The following is a 16,930-nucleotide window of genomic DNA, read 5'->3' as shown; positions in this document are numbered from 1 at the left end:
GAATAACTTCAACATTATGAAAATCAGCGGATTCGGAAAGGTCTGGAGTGTAGCACTACAAATTGCTTTGATCGATAAAGACGATCAATAATCATTTGTTTAATAGTTTTTACATATAGTAATTACTTAAATTGATTGTTAAAATAGATAGATTGATATTGGAAAATACTTTGAATTACAGTGAGTTTGATGATTACCTGGTGATTTGGGACATACAAAGCTTTGCATGTTTCTCGAAGGTAGGTCGTGTGTTCGCATTGATGACAGGATAACTTGTTGGCTTAAACGGCGGTTACAGAAACTTCTAAGCCGTGGACTCAGGCTCTAATCCAGCATATTAATAACTTTAAAATCAATTGGTTATACTTGTTTTGGTTTCTTTTTTATCCCACTCTCTACTGGGGATTATGCGCTGCTGGCATGCAGATCATCAGAGGAATGTCGCTAGCGTTTTTCAGGGTGTAGATAAAACCGAATTAACAGATGAGAGAGACACTATTGTAGTAGCCTCTACCTATGCGTAGAAATGTATCATCGGCCCATGAGATGCGACTAAATTTGGCGTCATGCCGAATGCCGGGAGTACATTTGATAATAAGCAGTATATTGAGGCTACAGAAAGCGTAAAAAAATGTATTTTGCCAGTAGCGGAATCTTACTCATCAAAAATCTCTCTAGTGCACCGTTGCATCTCCGAAATTGGCGGTCATGCGATATTACGACAGACAGGCACGGATATCACTGCCTGATCATTTTTGTCTATTGAGACTATCACGTGGCCGGATGTGAGAATCATCGGTGGGGTTATCGAGAACCTAGATATCTATCAGTTAACCGAAACTACAGCCATTTACTCCAGTTTCACACAGAATTGCAATGCTGATAATGTGCGCACGTTTGGTGGATATAACGGGATTTTCTTCATGGCGCTGGCAACAGGAACTAAAGGGGGCAACTTTGACGGGGTTTTCAATAATGTCTGTCGATTGGAGACGCGTTTCATTGGCCCTGTAGCAGAGAAGGATCCGATAGGTACTTTTATTTTCTTTACTCAATGTGAGTTTGTTACTGCTAATGTCGATTGTGTTGTAAACGATGTATCTTCTGTGTTTTTCGAACAATGCTATTTCTTTTACAATAACCAAGCAGGGCTATATTGCGCTAATTTAAATATATGACTCCTAAATTTCACCGCTTTTAACGCAGTAACTGTGATTTTGATAGCATTCTTAATAGTTCTATATCCTGCTTAGGGGGACATTGGGCCTGAACCATAATTGGATTGAAGGACCAACGAATAATGACGAACAGAACAATACAGTATTGCTTGAAAATTGTTTAGATTTTAAAAGAACTGGTAATGAGATAGTTGAAGGAACTGATGATGGTCTGGCGCTCTATCGATGCAACAGGGGCGCATTCCCGGTAACGTATTAAGTGGGAATAAAAATAAAGGTCTTTTCTTGGGTAGTTGCAATAGTATTGCAATCACTGGTAATACATTGGGGAACCTAGACTGGGTAAGGCATCGCCAAAAAGTCGATGCCAGCCTCAATGGTGAGCATATTGTGTTTACAGATAATAGTTTTTGGAAGAACACAAGTAACGCGATAGTTAACGATGTTACGGTGGCCTCATAAGTTGGATATAATTCCATACTAAACTCATAAGAGAAAGAAAAATAAAACAAGGTGCATCTACGTTTTGTTGAGAGACTGTAATTTAAATTGTGTATCTGCCTGTTTTTGATATATTCATTCCGATAACGAGGACAGGTAAATTGCGGTGATGGCGAGATTGAACTGAACACGCCGCGTGACCGTGAAAACACCTTCAAACCTCAGTTGATTAAGAAGAACCAGACGCGGCTCACACAGATGGACAGCCAGATTTTATCGCTGTATGTCAAAGGCATGATCACGCGCGAAATCTCCGCCACCTTCAAAGAAATGTACGACGCCGATGTGTCGCTCACATTGATATCCAAAGTCACAGCATCATAAACAAAGCCGTCTTCCTCGCGCTGGGTATCAACACCGAAGGCCAGAAAGCATAGCCGGGTATGTGGCTGGGCGAAAATAAAATAGAAGGCTTTCGCTTTCACGGCCTTAGGCACACATGGGCAAGCTGGTTAATTCAATCAGGAGTTCCACTGTCAGTGCTTTAGGAAATGGGAGGATGGAAATCTATTGAAATGGTTCATAGATACGCTCACCTTGCGCCGAACCATTTAACTGAATACGCGAGGCAAATTCACTCAAATTTTAGCGGTGATGTCCCAAATATGTCCCATATGGAAAATAAGGAGGGAATAAAGAAGCGTAACGCGTTGATTTATAAGTGGCGCGCCCTGCAGGATTCGAACCTGCGACCCACGGCTTAGAAGGCCGTTGCTCTATCCAACTGAGCTAAGGGCGCCTTGTGAAGTGAAGACTTCGTGTAGACGAAACGCGAGAATTATACGGTCAGGCACTCCTGAGTCAATGGCTTTTGTTCTGGTTGCTGACTAAGTGTACGAATATCGTCTTTTCTGGCGCAATGCCAGGTTCCAGGAAATCGCCTGGACACATCTCAGCACGCATAAAGTGGGAATTAAGGCCGCCAGTATTTAGATAATCAATCAGTTTCTTTAATATTTCACCATGATTCACCTGCCGTGTAGGATATTTTTTATGCTGAGTATCGCTATTAAGGAACAAAACAGTCACTTTGAGCATGGTTTGAAAATCATCATGACGCGTCTGGCGAATCAATGGCAGCAGAAAATTGACTTTCTGCCGCCAGAAGAGATAGATAATGCCGATATCGCTTTCCTGGCCCTGGATGATGATTGGTTCAGCGCAGGCTGTTACCAGATACCTATGCATACCCAACATCAGCTACGGGTGATTATTTGTAATAAATGCGATAAAGAAAAGCTCATGTTCAGACCATGTCTGTATATGCTGCCGCATATTTATCGGGAAGATGATGTTGAAGAAATTATCCGGAAAATGATATTGATCTTACATAAACGAGCGCTTCGACATAGCGTCCCTTCTGGCATTTGCCACTACTGCACGACTCGTCATTTTTCAGTAACAGAACGTCACCTGTTAAAACTGATCGCCAGCGGTTATCATTTAAGCGAAACGGGTGCTTTACTTTCACTTTCTGAAGAGCAGACAAAGTCACTCCGCCGGAGCATTATGCGCAAATTACATGTTAAAACGGAGCAGCAGTTTTTAAAGTATATTAGAGTTAACCTTCATTTCTTACTCAGTAAGTAAACTCACTTAACTTTTTACAAGGCTTACGAAATATCTCACCAATAATTAAGTAACGATACCTACAGGCATTTTTTTAACGCTGCCACAATGATGCCCATAATATCCTGATAGATTCAGGGGTCGAAAATATATGGCTGCATCATAAATGCCTGGAGGAGTGTTTGGTGGCACAGGGTACTTTATTAAAGGAAAGGATAAATCCCCCACACCTGGCGTCTTCACCCACACGTCATTCATATCTCAACAGCAGATTGTTAAAATCTGAGCCAATCGTTAATCTCTCAACTGCGCAATTAATCGGCTATGAGGTCCTGACGCAACTTCCGTCAAAACATGATAGCGAAGTTTTTTTTCAGCAGTTAATGCTGATGGAAGGCATTGAAACATCAGAGCAACGAAGCATTGCTTTTTACGCTGGTGCAACGATGGGACAAGGTTATTTATGGTCAGCCATATTACCAGATATATATTAGAGCAATGGAAAAAGCAGGATGCGCAGCGTACCACGCAGGGAAAGACACCGCCGTTTAAGAAATGCCAAAGACTGCGCCTGCCGTTATCACTCTCCAACGCCGCAGATATTTGATCGCCTTGAGTTACTGGACCAACAGCTTAATTATGCCTTGCCGGTTGGTATCATTTCTCAGGCAATAATTACAACTGATAACTACCTCGGCTATTCATTGAGTCACTACTTATTTTCCGGAAAACGTACCGCTGCATTCCGCTCATTAGATGACATTTCTTTGTGGATTGAAAAGGGGTCGCTCAGACAACTGATTGTAGATATGGAGACGCTACCTGTCTCCTGTATTGAGGCGCTTAACCAGCTACGCGCGCTCAGTTGGCAACAAAGCGATATCCAGATTTACCTGCTGGTATCAGATAAAACCCCCGCTATAACACAGTTTATCCGTATGGCTGGGCGTTTTTTTGTTCTGTCACGACGACAAAATCTGGCCTCAGTACGCGAAGCCTTGTTATCAGCCGCCAAACCTCGCTTATCGGAAAGCTTTAGCCGTACTGACTGGTTGATGATTGAAACTTTAGCGCAAGGCGCCTCTTTAAAAGAAATAGCACGTCAGCAAAGCGTACCTTATCATCGTGTAGTTTACCGGCTTAAACAACTTATCACCCTCCTTAACCTTCCCCACAGGCAAAGCTTTCTTCGGCTGATCCAGCAGCTAAGCGTTACTTTCCACGATATTTTTTAACGGAGTAACATTTTGGTGAATAAGATTTTTTAAGAAATTACTTATTTTCACTTCCATTAAATGTAAATATTTCACATAAAATTAATATTTACAACTCGTCCTGGTAAGCGATAAAAAATTTTTTCTTACATCGTCCCCTGTTCCTCCTCGTTTTTCGAGGTCTCCAGCGTCAACATCTTTCTGTTATTACATAACAAATACTAAACAATTAGTCTTTCATATTATTTTTATGCTTAAAAACAACAGTTTAAACTGCTCAATGTCAACTCTAAAGAAAATAGCTCCACCACGAACAAGTTTTCTATAACGTCACAGAACATCCTACCCGCTATCCATAATTCGCATTTCGCAAGACTTTTCCGAGAAATCAGACCAGGTATAATCCATATTGTTTTTACTTAATCAGAAATTTCTTTTTTGTTGGTGCGAAATGGATATTCCACATATTTATTACTCTTACGCAAAATAGCCAGTCAACAGGGAGGTCTCATTCTTTATTATTGCTCCACTGTGTGGTGTGTAGACCTGGCTATTTCACAATCTTTAAGGTGTCTGACGCTTATTCTAAAACGAAGGACGCATAACAGTCTGAGGCATACAACAATGAAACCTGCATCTGTTATCATTATGGACGAACACCCTATTGTAAGAATGTCGATCGAAGTTTTACTCGGTAAAAATAGCAATATTCAGGTTGTCCTGAAAACGGATGATAGCCGAACAGCGATAGAGTATCTGCGCACTTATCCTGTTGACCTTGTCATTCTGGATATTGAATTACCGGGCACCGACGGCTTTACCTTACTTAAACGAATCAAATCTATCCAGGAACATACCCGGATACTTTTTTTATCGTCGAAATCAGAGGCTTTTTATGCCGGAAGAGCAATAAGAGCGGGCGCAAACGGATTTGTAAGTAAACGCAAAGACCTCAATGATATTTATAATGCGGTAAAAATGATTTTATCCGGCTATTCTTTTTTCCCATCTGAGACGCTTAATTTCATCAGTAATACCCGTACCCCCAAAGGCGGGCACCATGATATGCCACTATCTAACCGCGAAGTTACCGTGCTGCGCTATCTGGCCAATGGAATGTCTAACAAAGAAATTGCCGAGCAACTTTTATTGAGTAACAAGACTATCAGCGCGCATAAGGCCAATATATTTTCTAAACTTGGCCTTCACTCTATCGTTGAGCTTATCGATTACGCCAAATCACACGAATTATTGTAAAGGTACTCCCGACGAATTATCGTTCGGGAGCCACAATAACGGACACTAATTGTAATTGATCAGGAAGGTCGCATCCGCGTTAGCAAGTCCGGGCTGCACGCCATCGGCTAAGGCGATATAGTTCGCATAGAATTTCAGGGTAGCATTGCCGTTGTTGTCAATATCGACGGCCTTGCTGGCCTGTTCAAGCGGCAATCGACGTTGATCGCCATCGCGAATTTCAATCGCCAGTTTTTGCGCCATTGCCGTATCGGCAAGCGCCAGTAATGCCGTGCCGGGCGCTGGCGTCCCGGAAAACGTTATAGACGCCGACCCCGGCGGGCAGCCTTCAAGTTTTAGGCTAAAGGCTACCGGTTGCGTGGCGTCACCGGCGGCGTGAAGCTGTTTTGTCGGCCAGGTGCCGAGGTTAACCGATTTGTTACTGTCGCCCGCCACCACGGCGCAGGTAAAATCCACCACGTTACCGCGCAGTTCAATATTCACTTCGCCCAGAGATGAGTTGGCCTGACTCAGCGGGCTGAACAAAACACAACCGATAGCGATGAAAACGCGCCGAAAGATCATTATGCCTCCTTAATCATAATCGACTCGTAGATAGCCGCGCGCAGTAAACGGCCCTTCCGCCGGTTTATTCCCCGTCACGCTGATCGGCCAGGCGCGAATACCTACGCGAGCGGCGGCGTTATCATCAAGATGAAACGGAATTTTACTCGACAAATTATTGGGTGTGAGCGGCGTACCGTTGCTATTAGCAACCACAAAGCCTAAATCCGGATTATCGGACACCATCGCCTGCCCTGAGGCCTTTTCGGCTTCAAGCCGCATAGATAAATAGGCCTGCGCCGCGACGTTGGTACATTTAATAGCGATAGTTTTCGTTTGCGGCGTGACGCCTTGCGGACGATTACCCGCCCCCGCCTGACTAAATAACGACGCGCCGATATCGCCGAAATCAAACTCCACGACCTGTCCGGCATTCACTTCGCAGTTTTGCGGTACTTCCACTTTGCCGCTGTAGCTAATGGTATACACCGGCGTGCTCAACGCGTCGCTGGTAGAGGTCGTCACATAGACAGTAAACATTGTCTGGCGAGGGATCGTCACCATATTAATAAAAGGCCGTATCACTTTTAATTTAAAAACCAGCTTTGAGTCCTGCACGCCAAACGGCTTTTGCTGCGACACGTTAGAGTCGACGCCCATGCGAATATAGTTACGGGGCGGATAAAATACGCCAGCGACACTATCGGTTATGCTCATCGCGCCCAGAAGGTAGTCATTCAACTTGAGGTATTTAAAATTTCCTTCGGTGCTTTGTACCGGTAATTCTGATACATAGCTTCGGTAGGTATAATTCACCGTTGTCCCCGCCGGGCACGTCGCGTTTACGCCGACCCAACCTGATTTTTCCGGCAACGTAACCACCTGTCCCGGCTGATTATTGCCGCTGGTAAAAACATCTGACAGGTCGTAAAAGATATCGGTCGCCGTCCCGTTTGAATTGCGGCAAACCGTCGCCAGCGCGGGATGGGTGAAAAAGAGCGCGGTCCCCGCCAGCAATAGCGCTGAGTATATTTTCATCTCTATTTTTCCTTTTATGACGCCGGACGGATACAGGTCGCGCTGGCTATCGTAATCGCCTGCTTCAGACTATCCTCCGCCAGGGCGTAAGGGGCGATACAACGCGCGTTTTTCCCCTCTCCCCACTGGATGAACAGTTCACCTTTTAGCGGCAAGCCGCTCAGATAAATTTGCCCGTCATCGCCGACCATACTGGTAATGCCGCTGGCGGTTTCTCGTACTATCGCGCCAAACGGTAACGGACGTCCGCCAAGCCTCGCGGTAATGATGGCCCTTACGCCTATCCGCGTATCAAAAGCGGCCCGCACCAGCGCGCCCTCTGTCGGCACCACGCTGCTGACGTTATTCTCGACATCGGTATGGTTGTCCATCGTGTTGGTATCTAACGCGACGCGGTTATAACGATATACCGTGGCGTAGGGCATTACCGCATAGCCCCGCCAGTCCGTTTTCACGCCGGTCTGGTTTTCGATGCGCACGCCTTTCGCTCCCGGCGCTTTAATCAAGACATTGGTATCGCCCAACGGTTGGCTAAACGTAATACCATCCGCATGACCGACCACGCCGCCGGAAAGTTGCCAGTTATAGTCATGCTGATCGCGATCGTAGTTATATCCCACGCCCAGCGTGCCATACGTCGCCTGCCAGCTAGCGCTGGCGCTGCCGCTATAACCATTGCTACTGCTACGCCCCTGCGTCACGCTGTAGCTCAGATTACGTCCTTCCAGAAGCGTGCCGCCCACGCCGGTCTGCCAGCTATTGTCGCCGTCGCGGTTGCGGTTGGCGTTAAACGTGGCATAAGTACGATCAAGAAGAGTGTCGCGCGCATAGCGCCGTCCGGTCAGAACGCTAAACGGAACGGACATATTGAATGCCAGAATGCGGTCGGCGCCTGAGATCCCCACCGACTCGCTCCACGACCATGACAGCGAATAACTTATGCCTTGCCATCCACTGGCGTATCCCAGTTGATACCAGGTATTGGTATCCGCCGTATTCCAGTAATTTTGTTGACTGCCGGAAAGATACAGTGACCCGTAATCCCCCAGGTTTTGCGAAATATTGACCTGAAAGCGGCCTTTTTTGCTGTAACGGAGATTGTGGTAGCTCTGCGCCACCGGCACTTTATGGCGGCGTCCGTCGCTATCGTATTCGTAGTCGTACCCTTCCATACTGCGATATGCCACATCATCCAGGGTGTAAAATCCGCGCGTGGAATAGCGGTAACCCAGCAATTGAAAATTAGTCCCGTAATTATTCAGCGATTTGGCGTACAGAAAACGCAACGATTGCCCCTGATGGGTGCTGTCATCTGCCAGTTGGCTACGCGCATGTGTGACATCGACCGACACGGCTCCCCAGTCGCCCAAATTTCGCCCCGCCCCGACCACCACGGCACGGTAACGATCGGCAAGTTGCGTACCGCCGTAAGCCGTCAGCCCCGCAGGCAGGCCGGCAATCACCGTTCCCTGGAAAAAGAATGGCGAAGACTGCTGACTATTGCCGCTGCGAAAATCCCCGGCCACCAGGTCATACTTCACCCTGCCCTCACGCTGCAATAGCGGAACGGTAGAGTAAGGCACCGTGTAACGTTGTTGGCTACCGTCTTTTTCATCTACCGTCACCTCAAGGTCGCCGCTGGAAGAGGTAGGATTAAGATCGGTAATCGCAAACGCGCCCGGCGACACATAGCTTTGGTAGATAACATACCCGTTCTGTCGTATCGTCAGCTTTGCCGCCGTCCGGGCGATCCCTCTGACCGTGGGGGCGTAGCCCTGCAGGCTATCGGGATACATATTGTCAGAAGAGTACAGCCGCGCTCCGCGAAAGCCGACGCTGTCGAAAACATCGTTCCCGGTATTGCTGTCCCCCATGACCAGTTCGCTTTTTAGCGGAATGATGGCGCGCTGTACCCAGGTGCCAATGTTGTTCCAGCGTTGCGAATGATAGCCGTCCCCCTTCGAATAGTTCCAGGCTCCGTTATTACGCAGCCGCCAGGGGCCATAGTTCAACCCGCTCGACAGACTCAAAAAATAGCTATCGCTGTCTGTTCCGCGGCTACCGGTAAAACTGTAATTAATGAGTGCGGCAGGTATCCCTTCATCCCACTCTTCCGGCGGGATATAGCCACGCGCGCTGTTGAGCAATGACGCCTGCGGCAAGCTAATATTTAAGCGCATCGACGCAAAATCAAACGCGACCTCCGCGCCCGGGATTTTCTCAGGAAGGTGAATACACGTGGTATCGACGCCTTTATCTGAGACAGGGAACACCGCGGTATTCACGCCCAGCCGTTTAATCCACTCCGGTGTAAAACAAGGCATCAGGCCGCCGGATTTATTGCCGGCGCCCACGGCGCCCGCCTCAAAACGGATATCCTGCGTCGCTACGAATTCGTCGTTACGCCAGATATCCACCCGGTAAATACCGGGAGGCTGATGATTACCTTTTTCAAAGCGAGATAAATCCGCCACGGACGCGGTATCCGCCGACAAAAACGCAGGGTTGAAATAACTTTCGCCGCGGCTCGTCAGCGGACACAGCGCCGCCAACACCGACAGCGCCACGCCGCTTAACGGTGATACATAGCCGGGAAATCGCCCTGCAAACCAGGTTGTCTTCTTCATCGTGTTCTCGTGTGGCTTCACGCTCTCTGCTTAACCGAGACTGGCCGTTGTCGCCGACGTCAATGCGCCGTAATCATTGACGGTCTGAAATGTCACGCTGCCCTGAGCGCCAGTCGGTAAGGGAATTTGCATGTCGCTTTTTGGCGCGATCATCACGTTATCAATCTTTTTCGCGCCCACGCTGATATTGACCAGCGTGAGGTAATAAGCAGATGGGTTGGTTATCTTGAGATGGTTGCCGATACGGGAAAATTTCAGCAAGGTCGGCGCGTCTTCCGGCGTCTGCGGTAAATTCGCCGGACGCACAAACAGTTTGATGCGCGACAGAATCGCCAGTTGCAGAACGTTTTTTCCCTCAATATGACTTTTATCGACCGACGGGATGGCTTTCACGTTCATCCAGAATAACGACTCCCGATCCCCGGGTAGCGGTTGCCCGGCGTAGATAATACGCAGCGTGTTTTCGCTTTTGGGTTCGCTGACGAATAAAGGCGGCGTAACGATAAACGTTTTTTCTTTCTGCCCGGCGCTATTTTCGATCCATGAATTGACGAGGTAACGTTCTTGAGTATCGCTATTACTGATTGCCAGAGAAGTCTGTTTCGCCGCCGAGGGATAAATAACACGCGTGGCGCCTAATGCAATCCCCCCCGCCGCCTGTACGTTCAGCGAAGTAAATAACGTGAGAAGAACAATAAAGCCTAATTTTATACTATTCAGCATGGTAAAAAATACCTTTTGCATTGAGTCACGTCGGCAAGAAAATTCATGGGTAAACCAGCGTAAACCACACTTCTGAATGAATTCGTCCCGGCGTCATATTTTCTGAAATTGCCCGATAGCGGGCAGTAAAATGCAAAGTCATTTCTGACGTTAAAATGGGCGTGTAATGAAGCGGTAATGTGTTAGGGATGATTTGCCGCTGCTGGTCATCAAATAATGCCAGGCCGATTCCGGCATTACCGATACCCTCGCCGCTGGCCAGAAAAACATGGGGATCTTCCGCAGGCGTAACGCCGGCAAACGCAATGCCGACATGACGCCAGACCTCCGCGCTACAGGAGATTAACCGTAACGAAAATGGAACGCTGACGGGAGCGAAGCTGCCAGGACCGGTAAACGCATTCGTGCGGTACTGTCCCATCAGTACGCGCAAATCCTGGCTTTCTGTGGCGACAGCGCAGCCGCCATTGACCAGTTGTCCGCGCAGGTGAATACGCCCGCTCTCCACCATTACCGGCTGCGCAATAACGGGCGACATCAAAGTAAGCCCCACTAGCGCCGCGCCTTTCCTTATCATCTGCTATGTTCTCTTTTATCCCCGATAGCCTCTTCCGTTGAGGCGCCTCCCTTCCCTGGCGTTCCCAGACGGGATTATTCGTATTTCATGATAAAGGTGGCGTCGGCATTAGCCTGACCTGGCGTCGTGGCGGCGGCGGTTGCCTTATAGCGTGCGGTAAAACGCAGCGTATTGGTGCCTTCAACCAGCGCCTGCTTCGCCGAGAAGGTCGCGCCGTCCGGCTTCAACGGTGAAGAGGTATTATCAAGAATCTCAATCCCGACGCCGGTTGCGGTGGTGCTATTGTCCGCAGAGGAGACAGCCAGCAAATTAGGGTTGGTGTTATCTGCCTGACCAGAGAAAGCCACGGCAGCGGTGGCTGCCACTTTCGGATCGCAGTCATTCAGGACGATGGAGAAAGGCACCTGCGCGGTCGTATCACCAATCGCCGTAAAGCTGGCGGTACGGTATTGACCCAGCGTCACCGTTTGATCGGCGGATTTAGTGCTAACGGCACAGGCTGCATTAACCAGTTTACCTTCGAAATGAATAGCACCGCCACTCACGCTCACCGGAGTAGGATCAGCCGCAACCGCTGCGCCAGCGACAAACATCAGACTCGCAATAGTAGAGGTCATTAATTTATGTTTCATGGATTTCCCTTGAATTACACACACCCGGTTTCGGCATCCTGTCGGCTCCGTTTGAATTATTATCGACATAGCATGTCAGAAAAGTTATCTCTGCATCCTGTAAAGATAGATATCGCAGATTAATTAGTTTTCTGTTTCTCCCCTGAGTATCAGACGCAGTAATTAATCTTTGCGAATATGACATTTCGTCACGGTAATAAATTAAACATTTCGCTAAATAAAAAACAGCCGCAAACTCTTTTAATGACCTAAGCTAATTCTTATTGGGATATAAGAAGGGTCTAATCTTATTTTGTATAAAATGTCGCATTATGCCGCCCGATGCTATTAACGACGAGGGATTACGGTAACCATAACCAGGGTGATGAATTGTTTCTTTTTGGTTAATCATGGCGCGCTTACGGATCACGTCTCAGCATCGGCAACGAACGGGGGAGACGTCGCGTTTGCATCGGAAACACAAACGTTAACTGACAGCGAGGCCCGCTTCTGACAAAATAGCGTCATCCCCTTTGACTTGAAGTAACAGATGGAATCTTCTCTCTGATGGCAGCAAAGATTATTGACGGTAAAACGATTGCGCAGCAGGTGCGATCTGAGGTTGCTCAAAAAGTTCAGGCACGCGTCGCAGCAGGACTTCGCGCTCCCGGCCTGGCTGTGGTGTTGGTCGGCAGCAATCCGGCCTCACAGATTTATGTCGCAAGCAAACGTAAAGCGTGCGACGAAGTGGGGTTCGTCTCCCGCTCCTATGACCTGCCAGAAACCACCAGCGAAGCCGAACTGCTGGCGCTTATCGATACTCTGAATGCAGATAACACGATTGACGGTATTCTGGTGCAGTTGCCTTTACCGGCAGGTATCGACAACGTTAAAGTGCTGGAGCGTATCGCGCCAGATAAAGACGTAGACGGTTTCCATCCTTATAATGTCGGTCGTCTGTGCCAGCGTGCGCCACGCCTGCGTCCCTGTACGCCCCGCGGTATTGTGACGCTGCTTGAGCGTTACAATATTGATACCTACGGCCTGAATGCGGTGGTCATTGGCGCGTCCAATATCGTTGGACGCCCGATGAGCATGGAGCTGCTGCTGGCTGGCTGTACGACTACCGTTACGCACCGCTTTACCAAAGATCTGCGTCACCATGTCGAGCATGCTGATTTGCTCATTGTCGCCGTAGGTAAACCGGGCTTTATTCCCGGCGAATGGATTAAAGAAGGCGCAATTGTGATTGATGTCGGTATTAACCGTCTGGAAAATGGCAAGGTCGTTGGCGACGTCGTGTTTGACGAAGCCGCGGCGCGCGCGTCATACATCACGCCAGTACCGGGCGGCGTCGGCCCGATGACGGTCGCCACGCTTATCGAAAACACGCTGCAGGCGTGCATTGAATATCACGATCCACAAGGAAAATAACATGGCGACATTCTCTTTAGGCAAGCACCCGCACGTCGAGCTGTGCGATCTGCTCAAGCTGGAAGGCTGGAGCGAAAGCGGCGCGCAGGCGAAAATCGCCATTGCCGACGGGTTGGTGAAGGTTGATGGCGCGGTTGAAACGCGTAAACGCTGCAAAATTGTCGCCGGGCAAACCGTTAGCTTCGAAGGCCAAAGTGTGAACGTCGTGGCCTGATACAGAGTGCCGGATAGCGACGCAAAGCGTCTTATCCGGCCTGATTATGCTGTCTTTTCAGATAATCATCCACTTAATCCTCTGCGTTCCAACTGCTAGCATGGCTATTTCCCTGTGAACCATCGCTATGCCTACCGTTATCACCCACGCCGCCGTTCCCCTGTGTTTTGGCGCAGGCTTAGGCCTGAAAGTTATCCCTCCTCGCCTGCTGTTTGCCGGTGTTGTGCTGGCGATGCTCCCCGATGCCGACGTGCTGGCCTTTAAATTTGGCGTCGCCTACGGCAACGTGTTCGGCCATCGCGGATTTACCCACTCTTTACTTTTCGCATTCGTCCTCCCCCTGTTGTGCGTACTCGCGGGACGACGATGGTTTCGAGCGGGGCAGGTGCGCTGCTGGCTGTTTTTAACCGTTTCATTGTTGTCGCACAGCCTGCTGGATTCGATCACCACGGGTGGTAAAGGCGTCGGATGGCTGTGGCCGTGGTCAGATGAACGTTTTTTTGCGCCCTGGCAGGTGATTAAAGTCGCGCCTTTCGCGCTTTCAAGCTACATCACGCCGTATGGACATCAGGTCATTCTCTCAGAATTGCTGTGGGTGTGGTTGCCGGGAAGTATTTTAGTGTTATTTCTACGGGTACTTAAAACGCATATTAAAAGGAATCAATATGAATAAAATGACATTCGCCGCCGCGGTCATCTGTTTCTCATTTTCCCACGCCAGCTATAGCGAAGAAATGTCTGCCACTGGCTGGTATGCGGCATCGTCTGCGGTTGTCAGCGTGGGCAGTTCCGCACTGGTTAGCGGAATTATACTCTCCCCCGTACTGCTGCCGCTCAACCTGAGCATTGGATCTGTTGTCGAAAATAAAAAGCAAAAAACCGCGCTGTTAACCACTAAGTCCCCCGATAACAAAGACATTAAAATGCAAGTTCCGCTACATGTCGTCAAAGAAGGCAACCTCAAAGCAGGTGATAAAGTCACTCTGGAAAAAACGCAGGAAGGCACCGGCGCTTATTTGAAAAAAGAGGGCAAAGTCCTTGCCCATATGGTAAATCAGGACGACGCAGGACTTTCCAGCAACCAGACGGTACCGGCCAAATGAAGCGGTTCGCGTTTGCCCTGTGGCTCAGCGCAATCTCGCTCAACGCTTATGCAGACAGTGCTAACTGTCACCAAAAAGCAAACACGCCGGAGAGCATCGCAGCGACAATGGATCAGGCGTTACAACTCAAACAGCAGCTTAACAGTCAATCCGATCCGGTCGTCATTCTGGTTCGCCAAGGGCAAGATATGTCGAGCCGACATTTAACCTGGTCACATGCTGGCTATGCCATGCGCCAGCCAAACGGAGACTGGCGGGTTTACCATAATCTGAATACTTGCGGAACCGCTGAATCAGCGCTCTATATACAAGGTCTGTATGAGTTTCTGGCTGATGACCTGGTGAATCAGAGCATTGCCGTTTTGCGCCCGCGTTCAGATATCGCGACGGCATTACAAACGCTCTTACATAGCGCTATCAAACTCAATCTCTTCCACAGTCCCCGCTATAACCTGATTGCGTGGCCTTTTTCCGGCCCTTATCAGAATTCGAATGGCTGGCTTCTCGAAGTGTTTGCGCGAGCAAACGATGCGCAGGTTTGGTCACGTAATGATGCCCGCCGCTGGTTGCAGCTTCAGGGTTATCAACCCTCTATCGTTAGTGCTGGCACTTTTGAACGATTAGGCGCAAAACTGTTCACCCCTAACGTTTTCACCGACGATCAGCCAGCAGAATTGCTGCGAAAAGGAAATGTGGGGCTGAACAGCGGCGACAGCGTCATCCGCTTTATTGCCCATTACAGCCGGGCAATGTCCGGGTGTGAACATCAGAATCTGGGGGAGTCGGTGTGTGTTTATCTTTCGCCCGGCGCGAAAAAATAAAAAACAGGCCGTTCTATGCAAATAGAGCGGCCTGTAAAAGCGCTTACTTACGCCGCCAGGTGGTGCCCTGCGGGCCATCTTCCAGAATAATACCCATTTCAGTGAGACGATCGCGCGCCGCGTCCGCCGCCGCCCAGTCTTTCGCTTTACGGGCATCCAGACGCTGTTGAATCAAGGCTTCAATTTCCGCGACTTCACCGTCATCCGCCTGCGCGCCGCTTTGCAGGAAAACATCCGGCTCCTGCTCCAACAGTCCCAGCACGCCGGAAATCTTCCGCAGATGAGACGCCATCGCATTCGCGGCGGTCATATCTTCGCCCTTCAGACGGTTGACTTCACGCGCCATATCAAACAGGACGGAGTAGGCTTCCGGCGTGTTGAAATCGTCATTCATCGCTTCCACGAAACGCGCTTCAAACGCCTCGCCGCCCGCCGGGGCCGCTGATTTATCCGTTCCACGCAATGCAGTGTATAGCCGCTCCAGCGAGGCGCGCGCCTGCTTGAGGTTCTCTTCGCTGTAGTTCAGTTGGCTACGGTAATGCCCGGACATCAGGAAGTAGCGCACGGTTTCCGCATCGTAGTATTTCAGCACGTCGCGCACGGTAAAGAAGTTGCCCAGCGATTTGGACATCTTCTCGCGATCCACCATCACCATACCGGAGTGCATCCAGTAGTTGACGTATTCGCCGTCATGCGCGCAGGTGGACTGGGCAATCTCGTTTTCATGGTGCGGGAACATCAGATCGGAACCGCCGCCGTGAATATCAAAATGGTTGCCCAACTGCTTGCAGTTCATCGCCGAACATTCAATGTGCCAGCCCGGACGCCCTTCGCCCCACGGCGACGGCCAGCTCGGCTCGCCCTCTTTCGACATTTTCCACAGCACGAAGTCCATCGGGTTACGCTTCACGTCAACGACATCCACGCGAGCGCCCGCCTGAAGCTGCTCAAGATCCTGACGGGAAAGCTGCCCATAGGTCGGATCGGTCGGTACATCGAACATCACATCGCCGTTATCCGCCACATAGGCGTGCCCTTTCTCGATTAAGGTGCGGGTGAGCTCGATAATTTCCTGAATATGGTGCGTCGCACGCGGCTCGCTGTCCGGACGCAGAATATTCAGCGCGTCGAAGTCCTGATGCATTTCCGCAATCATTCTGTCGACCAGCGCGACAAAACTTTCGCCATTTTCATTGGCGCGTTTAATAATTTTATCGTCGATATCGGTAATGTTACGCACATACTTCAGCTTATAACCGAGAAAACGCAAATAGCGCGCGACAACGTCAAAAGCGACAAACGTGCGTCCGTGGCCAATGTGGCAGAGATCGTAAACGGTGATACCACACACGTACATGCCGACTTCCCCGGCATGAATGGGTTTGAATTCCTCTTTTTGGCGCGTCAGTGTATTAAAAATTTTTAACATCGAAGATTCCGTATAGACGTGTGTGGGTAATAATCTCCGTATGATACATATTATTCGTAATCGAAGCAGCACACTTTGCAAGGTGATCGCA

At 49.1% G+C, this 16,930-nt stretch carries 17 protein-coding genes, 1 tRNA gene and 2 pseudogenes; 12 read left to right on the top strand and 8 right to left on the bottom strand.

Going from position 1 to position 16,930, the window contains the following annotated elements; genetic code table 11:
• The first annotated feature begins 755 nt into the window (after positions 1–755).
• The 3 genes and pseudogenes from ACLJQD_RS13155 to ACLJQD_RS13145 form a co-directional block, all read left to right on the top strand.
• On the top strand, positions 756–1,178 hold the full coding sequence (locus ACLJQD_RS13155; RefSeq protein WP_017441734.1) for a hypothetical protein: 423 nt from the start codon (positions 756–758) through the stop codon (positions 1,176–1,178).
• A gap of 597 nt (positions 1,179–1,775) precedes the next feature.
• A pseudogene (locus ACLJQD_RS13150) lies at positions 1,776–2,053 on the top strand (transposase); the annotation flags it as partial.
• A gap of 30 nt (positions 2,054–2,083) precedes the next feature.
• A pseudogene (locus ACLJQD_RS13145) lies at positions 2,084–2,320 on the top strand (tyrosine-type recombinase/integrase); the annotation flags it as partial.
• 21 nt (positions 2,321–2,341) lie between these two features.
• Here ACLJQD_RS13145 and ACLJQD_RS13140 read toward each other — a convergent pair.
• Positions 2,342–2,418 (bottom strand) — tRNA-Arg (locus ACLJQD_RS13140).
• A 254-nt stretch (positions 2,419–2,672) separates the two neighbouring features.
• Between ACLJQD_RS13140 and fimW the strand changes: the two genes are divergently transcribed.
• The 4 genes from fimW (at position 2,673) to fimZ (ending at position 5,719) form a co-directional block, all read left to right on the top strand.
• Positions 2,673–3,269 carry a fimbria biosynthesis transcriptional regulator FimW gene (gene fimW, locus ACLJQD_RS13135; protein WP_017441732.1) on the top strand — a complete coding sequence of 199 codons (597 nt, stop codon included), beginning with the start codon at positions 2,673–2,675 and terminating at the stop codon, positions 3,267–3,269.
• A gap of 161 nt (positions 3,270–3,430) precedes the next feature.
• Positions 3,431–3,742 (top strand): hypothetical protein, encoded by a 312-nt coding sequence (locus ACLJQD_RS13130; RefSeq protein WP_023242835.1) that lies wholly within the window; start codon positions 3,431–3,433, stop codon positions 3,740–3,742.
• An 18-nt stretch (positions 3,743–3,760) separates the two neighbouring features.
• Positions 3,761–4,483 carry a fimbria biosynthesis regulator FimY gene (fimY, locus tag ACLJQD_RS13125; RefSeq protein WP_017441731.1) on the top strand — a complete coding sequence of 241 codons (723 nt, stop codon included), beginning with the start codon at positions 3,761–3,763 and terminating at the stop codon, positions 4,481–4,483.
• A gap of 603 nt (positions 4,484–5,086) precedes the next feature.
• A complete protein-coding gene (gene fimZ / locus ACLJQD_RS13120) occupies positions 5,087–5,719 on the top strand; it encodes a fimbria biosynthesis transcriptional regulator FimZ (protein ID WP_000801273.1) in 633 nt (210 codons plus the stop codon).
• Between the two features lie 45 nt (positions 5,720–5,764).
• Here the strand turns inward: fimZ and sfmF are convergent, their stop codons facing one another.
• From sfmF to fimA, 6 genes are all read right to left on the bottom strand, one after another.
• Positions 5,765–6,283 carry a fimbria assembly protein gene (sfmF, locus tag ACLJQD_RS13115; protein ID WP_000577507.1) on the bottom strand — a complete coding sequence of 173 codons (519 nt, stop codon included), beginning with the start codon at positions 6,281–6,283 and terminating at the stop codon, positions 5,765–5,767.
• 9 nt (positions 6,284–6,292) lie between these two features.
• On the bottom strand, positions 6,293–7,300 hold the full coding sequence (gene fimH, locus ACLJQD_RS13110) for a type 1 fimbria D-mannose specific adhesin FimH (protein WP_017441730.1): 1,008 nt from the start codon (positions 7,298–7,300) through the stop codon (positions 6,293–6,295).
• 14 nt (positions 7,301–7,314) lie between these two features.
• Positions 7,315–9,927: a fimbrial biogenesis usher protein gene (locus ACLJQD_RS13105; RefSeq protein ID WP_017441729.1), complete on the bottom strand. Its 2,613-nt coding sequence runs from the start codon at positions 9,925–9,927 to the stop codon at positions 7,315–7,317.
• 30 nt (positions 9,928–9,957) lie between these two features.
• Positions 9,958–10,650 carry a type 1 fimbria chaperone FimC gene (fimC, locus tag ACLJQD_RS13100; RefSeq protein WP_001531073.1) on the bottom strand — a complete coding sequence of 231 codons (693 nt, stop codon included), beginning with the start codon at positions 10,648–10,650 and terminating at the stop codon, positions 9,958–9,960.
• A gap of 43 nt (positions 10,651–10,693) precedes the next feature.
• Positions 10,694–11,227 (bottom strand): type 1 fimbrial protein subunit FimI, encoded by a 534-nt coding sequence (gene fimI / locus ACLJQD_RS13095; RefSeq protein WP_017441728.1) that lies wholly within the window; start codon positions 11,225–11,227, stop codon positions 10,694–10,696.
• A 74-nt stretch (positions 11,228–11,301) separates the two neighbouring features.
• The gene (gene fimA / locus ACLJQD_RS13090) at positions 11,302–11,859 is read right to left on the bottom strand and encodes a type 1 fimbrial protein subunit FimA (protein WP_017441727.1); all 558 of its coding nucleotides are present in this window, start codon (positions 11,857–11,859) and stop codon (positions 11,302–11,304) included.
• A gap of 546 nt (positions 11,860–12,405) precedes the next feature.
• On the opposite strand from fimA, the gene folD reads away from it, so the two are divergent.
• The 5 genes from folD to ACLJQD_RS13065 all read left to right on the top strand — a co-directional run bounded on the left by folD (position 12,406) and on the right by ACLJQD_RS13065 (position 15,410).
• Positions 12,406–13,272 (top strand): bifunctional methylenetetrahydrofolate dehydrogenase/methenyltetrahydrofolate cyclohydrolase FolD, encoded by an 867-nt coding sequence (gene folD, locus ACLJQD_RS13085; RefSeq protein WP_000729165.1) that lies wholly within the window; start codon positions 12,406–12,408, stop codon positions 13,270–13,272.
• 1 nt (position 13,273) lies between these two features.
• Positions 13,274–13,486, top strand: a complete 213-nt coding sequence (ybcJ, locus tag ACLJQD_RS13080; protein WP_000190278.1) for a ribosome-associated protein YbcJ — start codon at positions 13,274–13,276, stop codon at positions 13,484–13,486.
• A gap of 127 nt (positions 13,487–13,613) precedes the next feature.
• Positions 13,614–14,159 (top strand): metal-dependent hydrolase, encoded by a 546-nt coding sequence (locus tag ACLJQD_RS13075; RefSeq protein WP_017441726.1) that lies wholly within the window; start codon positions 13,614–13,616, stop codon positions 14,157–14,159.
• Positions 14,152–14,589, top strand: coding sequence for an STM0539 family protein (locus ACLJQD_RS13070; RefSeq protein WP_001038573.1), 438 nt, complete (start codon positions 14,152–14,154; stop codon positions 14,587–14,589). The genes ACLJQD_RS13075 and ACLJQD_RS13070 overlap by 8 nt, the downstream gene beginning before the upstream one ends.
• Positions 14,586–15,410, top strand: a complete 825-nt coding sequence (locus tag ACLJQD_RS13065) for a DUF2145 domain-containing protein (RefSeq protein ID WP_017441725.1) — start codon at positions 14,586–14,588, stop codon at positions 15,408–15,410. The genes ACLJQD_RS13070 and ACLJQD_RS13065 overlap by 4 nt, the downstream gene beginning before the upstream one ends.
• A gap of 43 nt (positions 15,411–15,453) precedes the next feature.
• Here ACLJQD_RS13065 and cysS read toward each other — a convergent pair whose 3' ends face one another.
• A complete protein-coding gene (gene cysS / locus ACLJQD_RS13060) occupies positions 15,454–16,839 on the bottom strand; it encodes a cysteine--tRNA ligase (protein ID WP_000912377.1) in 1,386 nt (461 codons plus the stop codon).
• Between the last annotated feature and the right edge of the window lie 91 nt (positions 16,840–16,930).

This window comes from Salmonella sp. SAL04214, from assembly GCF_046550615.1.
Classification (GTDB): domain Bacteria; phylum Pseudomonadota; class Gammaproteobacteria; order Enterobacterales; family Enterobacteriaceae; genus Salmonella; species Salmonella enterica.
The sequence above is the reverse complement of the archived record's forward strand: the minus strand, read 5'-3'. Positions and strand labels throughout refer to the sequence as shown.

Bases quoted from the DNA above. Each gene is read 5' to 3' on its own strand.
- fimW (WP_017441732.1), top strand. From the start codon at position 2,673: ATGCTGAGTATCGCTATTAAGGAACAAAACAGTCACTTTGAGCATGGT.
- cysS (WP_000912377.1), bottom strand. From the start codon at position 16,839: ATGTTAAAAATTTTTAATACACTGACGCGCCAAAAAGAGGAATTCAAA.
- fimH (WP_017441730.1), bottom strand. From the start codon at position 7,300: ATGAAAATATACTCAGCGCTATTGCTGGCGGGGACCGCGCTCTTTTTC.
- ACLJQD_RS13070 (WP_001038573.1), top strand. From the start codon at position 14,152: ATGAATAAAATGACATTCGCCGCCGCGGTCATCTGTTTCTCATTTTCC.
- fimC (WP_001531073.1), bottom strand. From the start codon at position 10,650: ATGCTGAATAGTATAAAATTAGGCTTTATTGTTCTTCTCACGTTATTT.
- folD (WP_000729165.1), top strand. From the start codon at position 12,406: ATGGCAGCAAAGATTATTGACGGTAAAACGATTGCGCAGCAGGTGCGA.
- ybcJ (WP_000190278.1), top strand. From the start codon at position 13,274: ATGGCGACATTCTCTTTAGGCAAGCACCCGCACGTCGAGCTGTGCGAT.
- sfmF (WP_000577507.1), bottom strand. From the start codon at position 6,283: ATGATCTTTCGGCGCGTTTTCATCGCTATCGGTTGTGTTTTGTTCAGC.
- fimY (WP_017441731.1), top strand. From the start codon at position 3,761: ATGCGCAGCGTACCACGCAGGGAAAGACACCGCCGTTTAAGAAATGCC.
- ACLJQD_RS13105 (WP_017441729.1), bottom strand. From the start codon at position 9,927: ATGAAGAAGACAACCTGGTTTGCAGGGCGATTTCCCGGCTATGTATCA.
- ACLJQD_RS13065 (WP_017441725.1), top strand. From the start codon at position 14,586: ATGAAGCGGTTCGCGTTTGCCCTGTGGCTCAGCGCAATCTCGCTCAAC.
- fimI (WP_017441728.1), bottom strand. From the start codon at position 11,227: ATGATAAGGAAAGGCGCGGCGCTAGTGGGGCTTACTTTGATGTCGCCC.
- fimA (WP_017441727.1), bottom strand. From the start codon at position 11,859: ATGAAACATAAATTAATGACCTCTACTATTGCGAGTCTGATGTTTGTC.
- fimZ (WP_000801273.1), top strand. From the start codon at position 5,087: ATGAAACCTGCATCTGTTATCATTATGGACGAACACCCTATTGTAAGA.
- ACLJQD_RS13075 (WP_017441726.1), top strand. From the start codon at position 13,614: ATGCCTACCGTTATCACCCACGCCGCCGTTCCCCTGTGTTTTGGCGCA.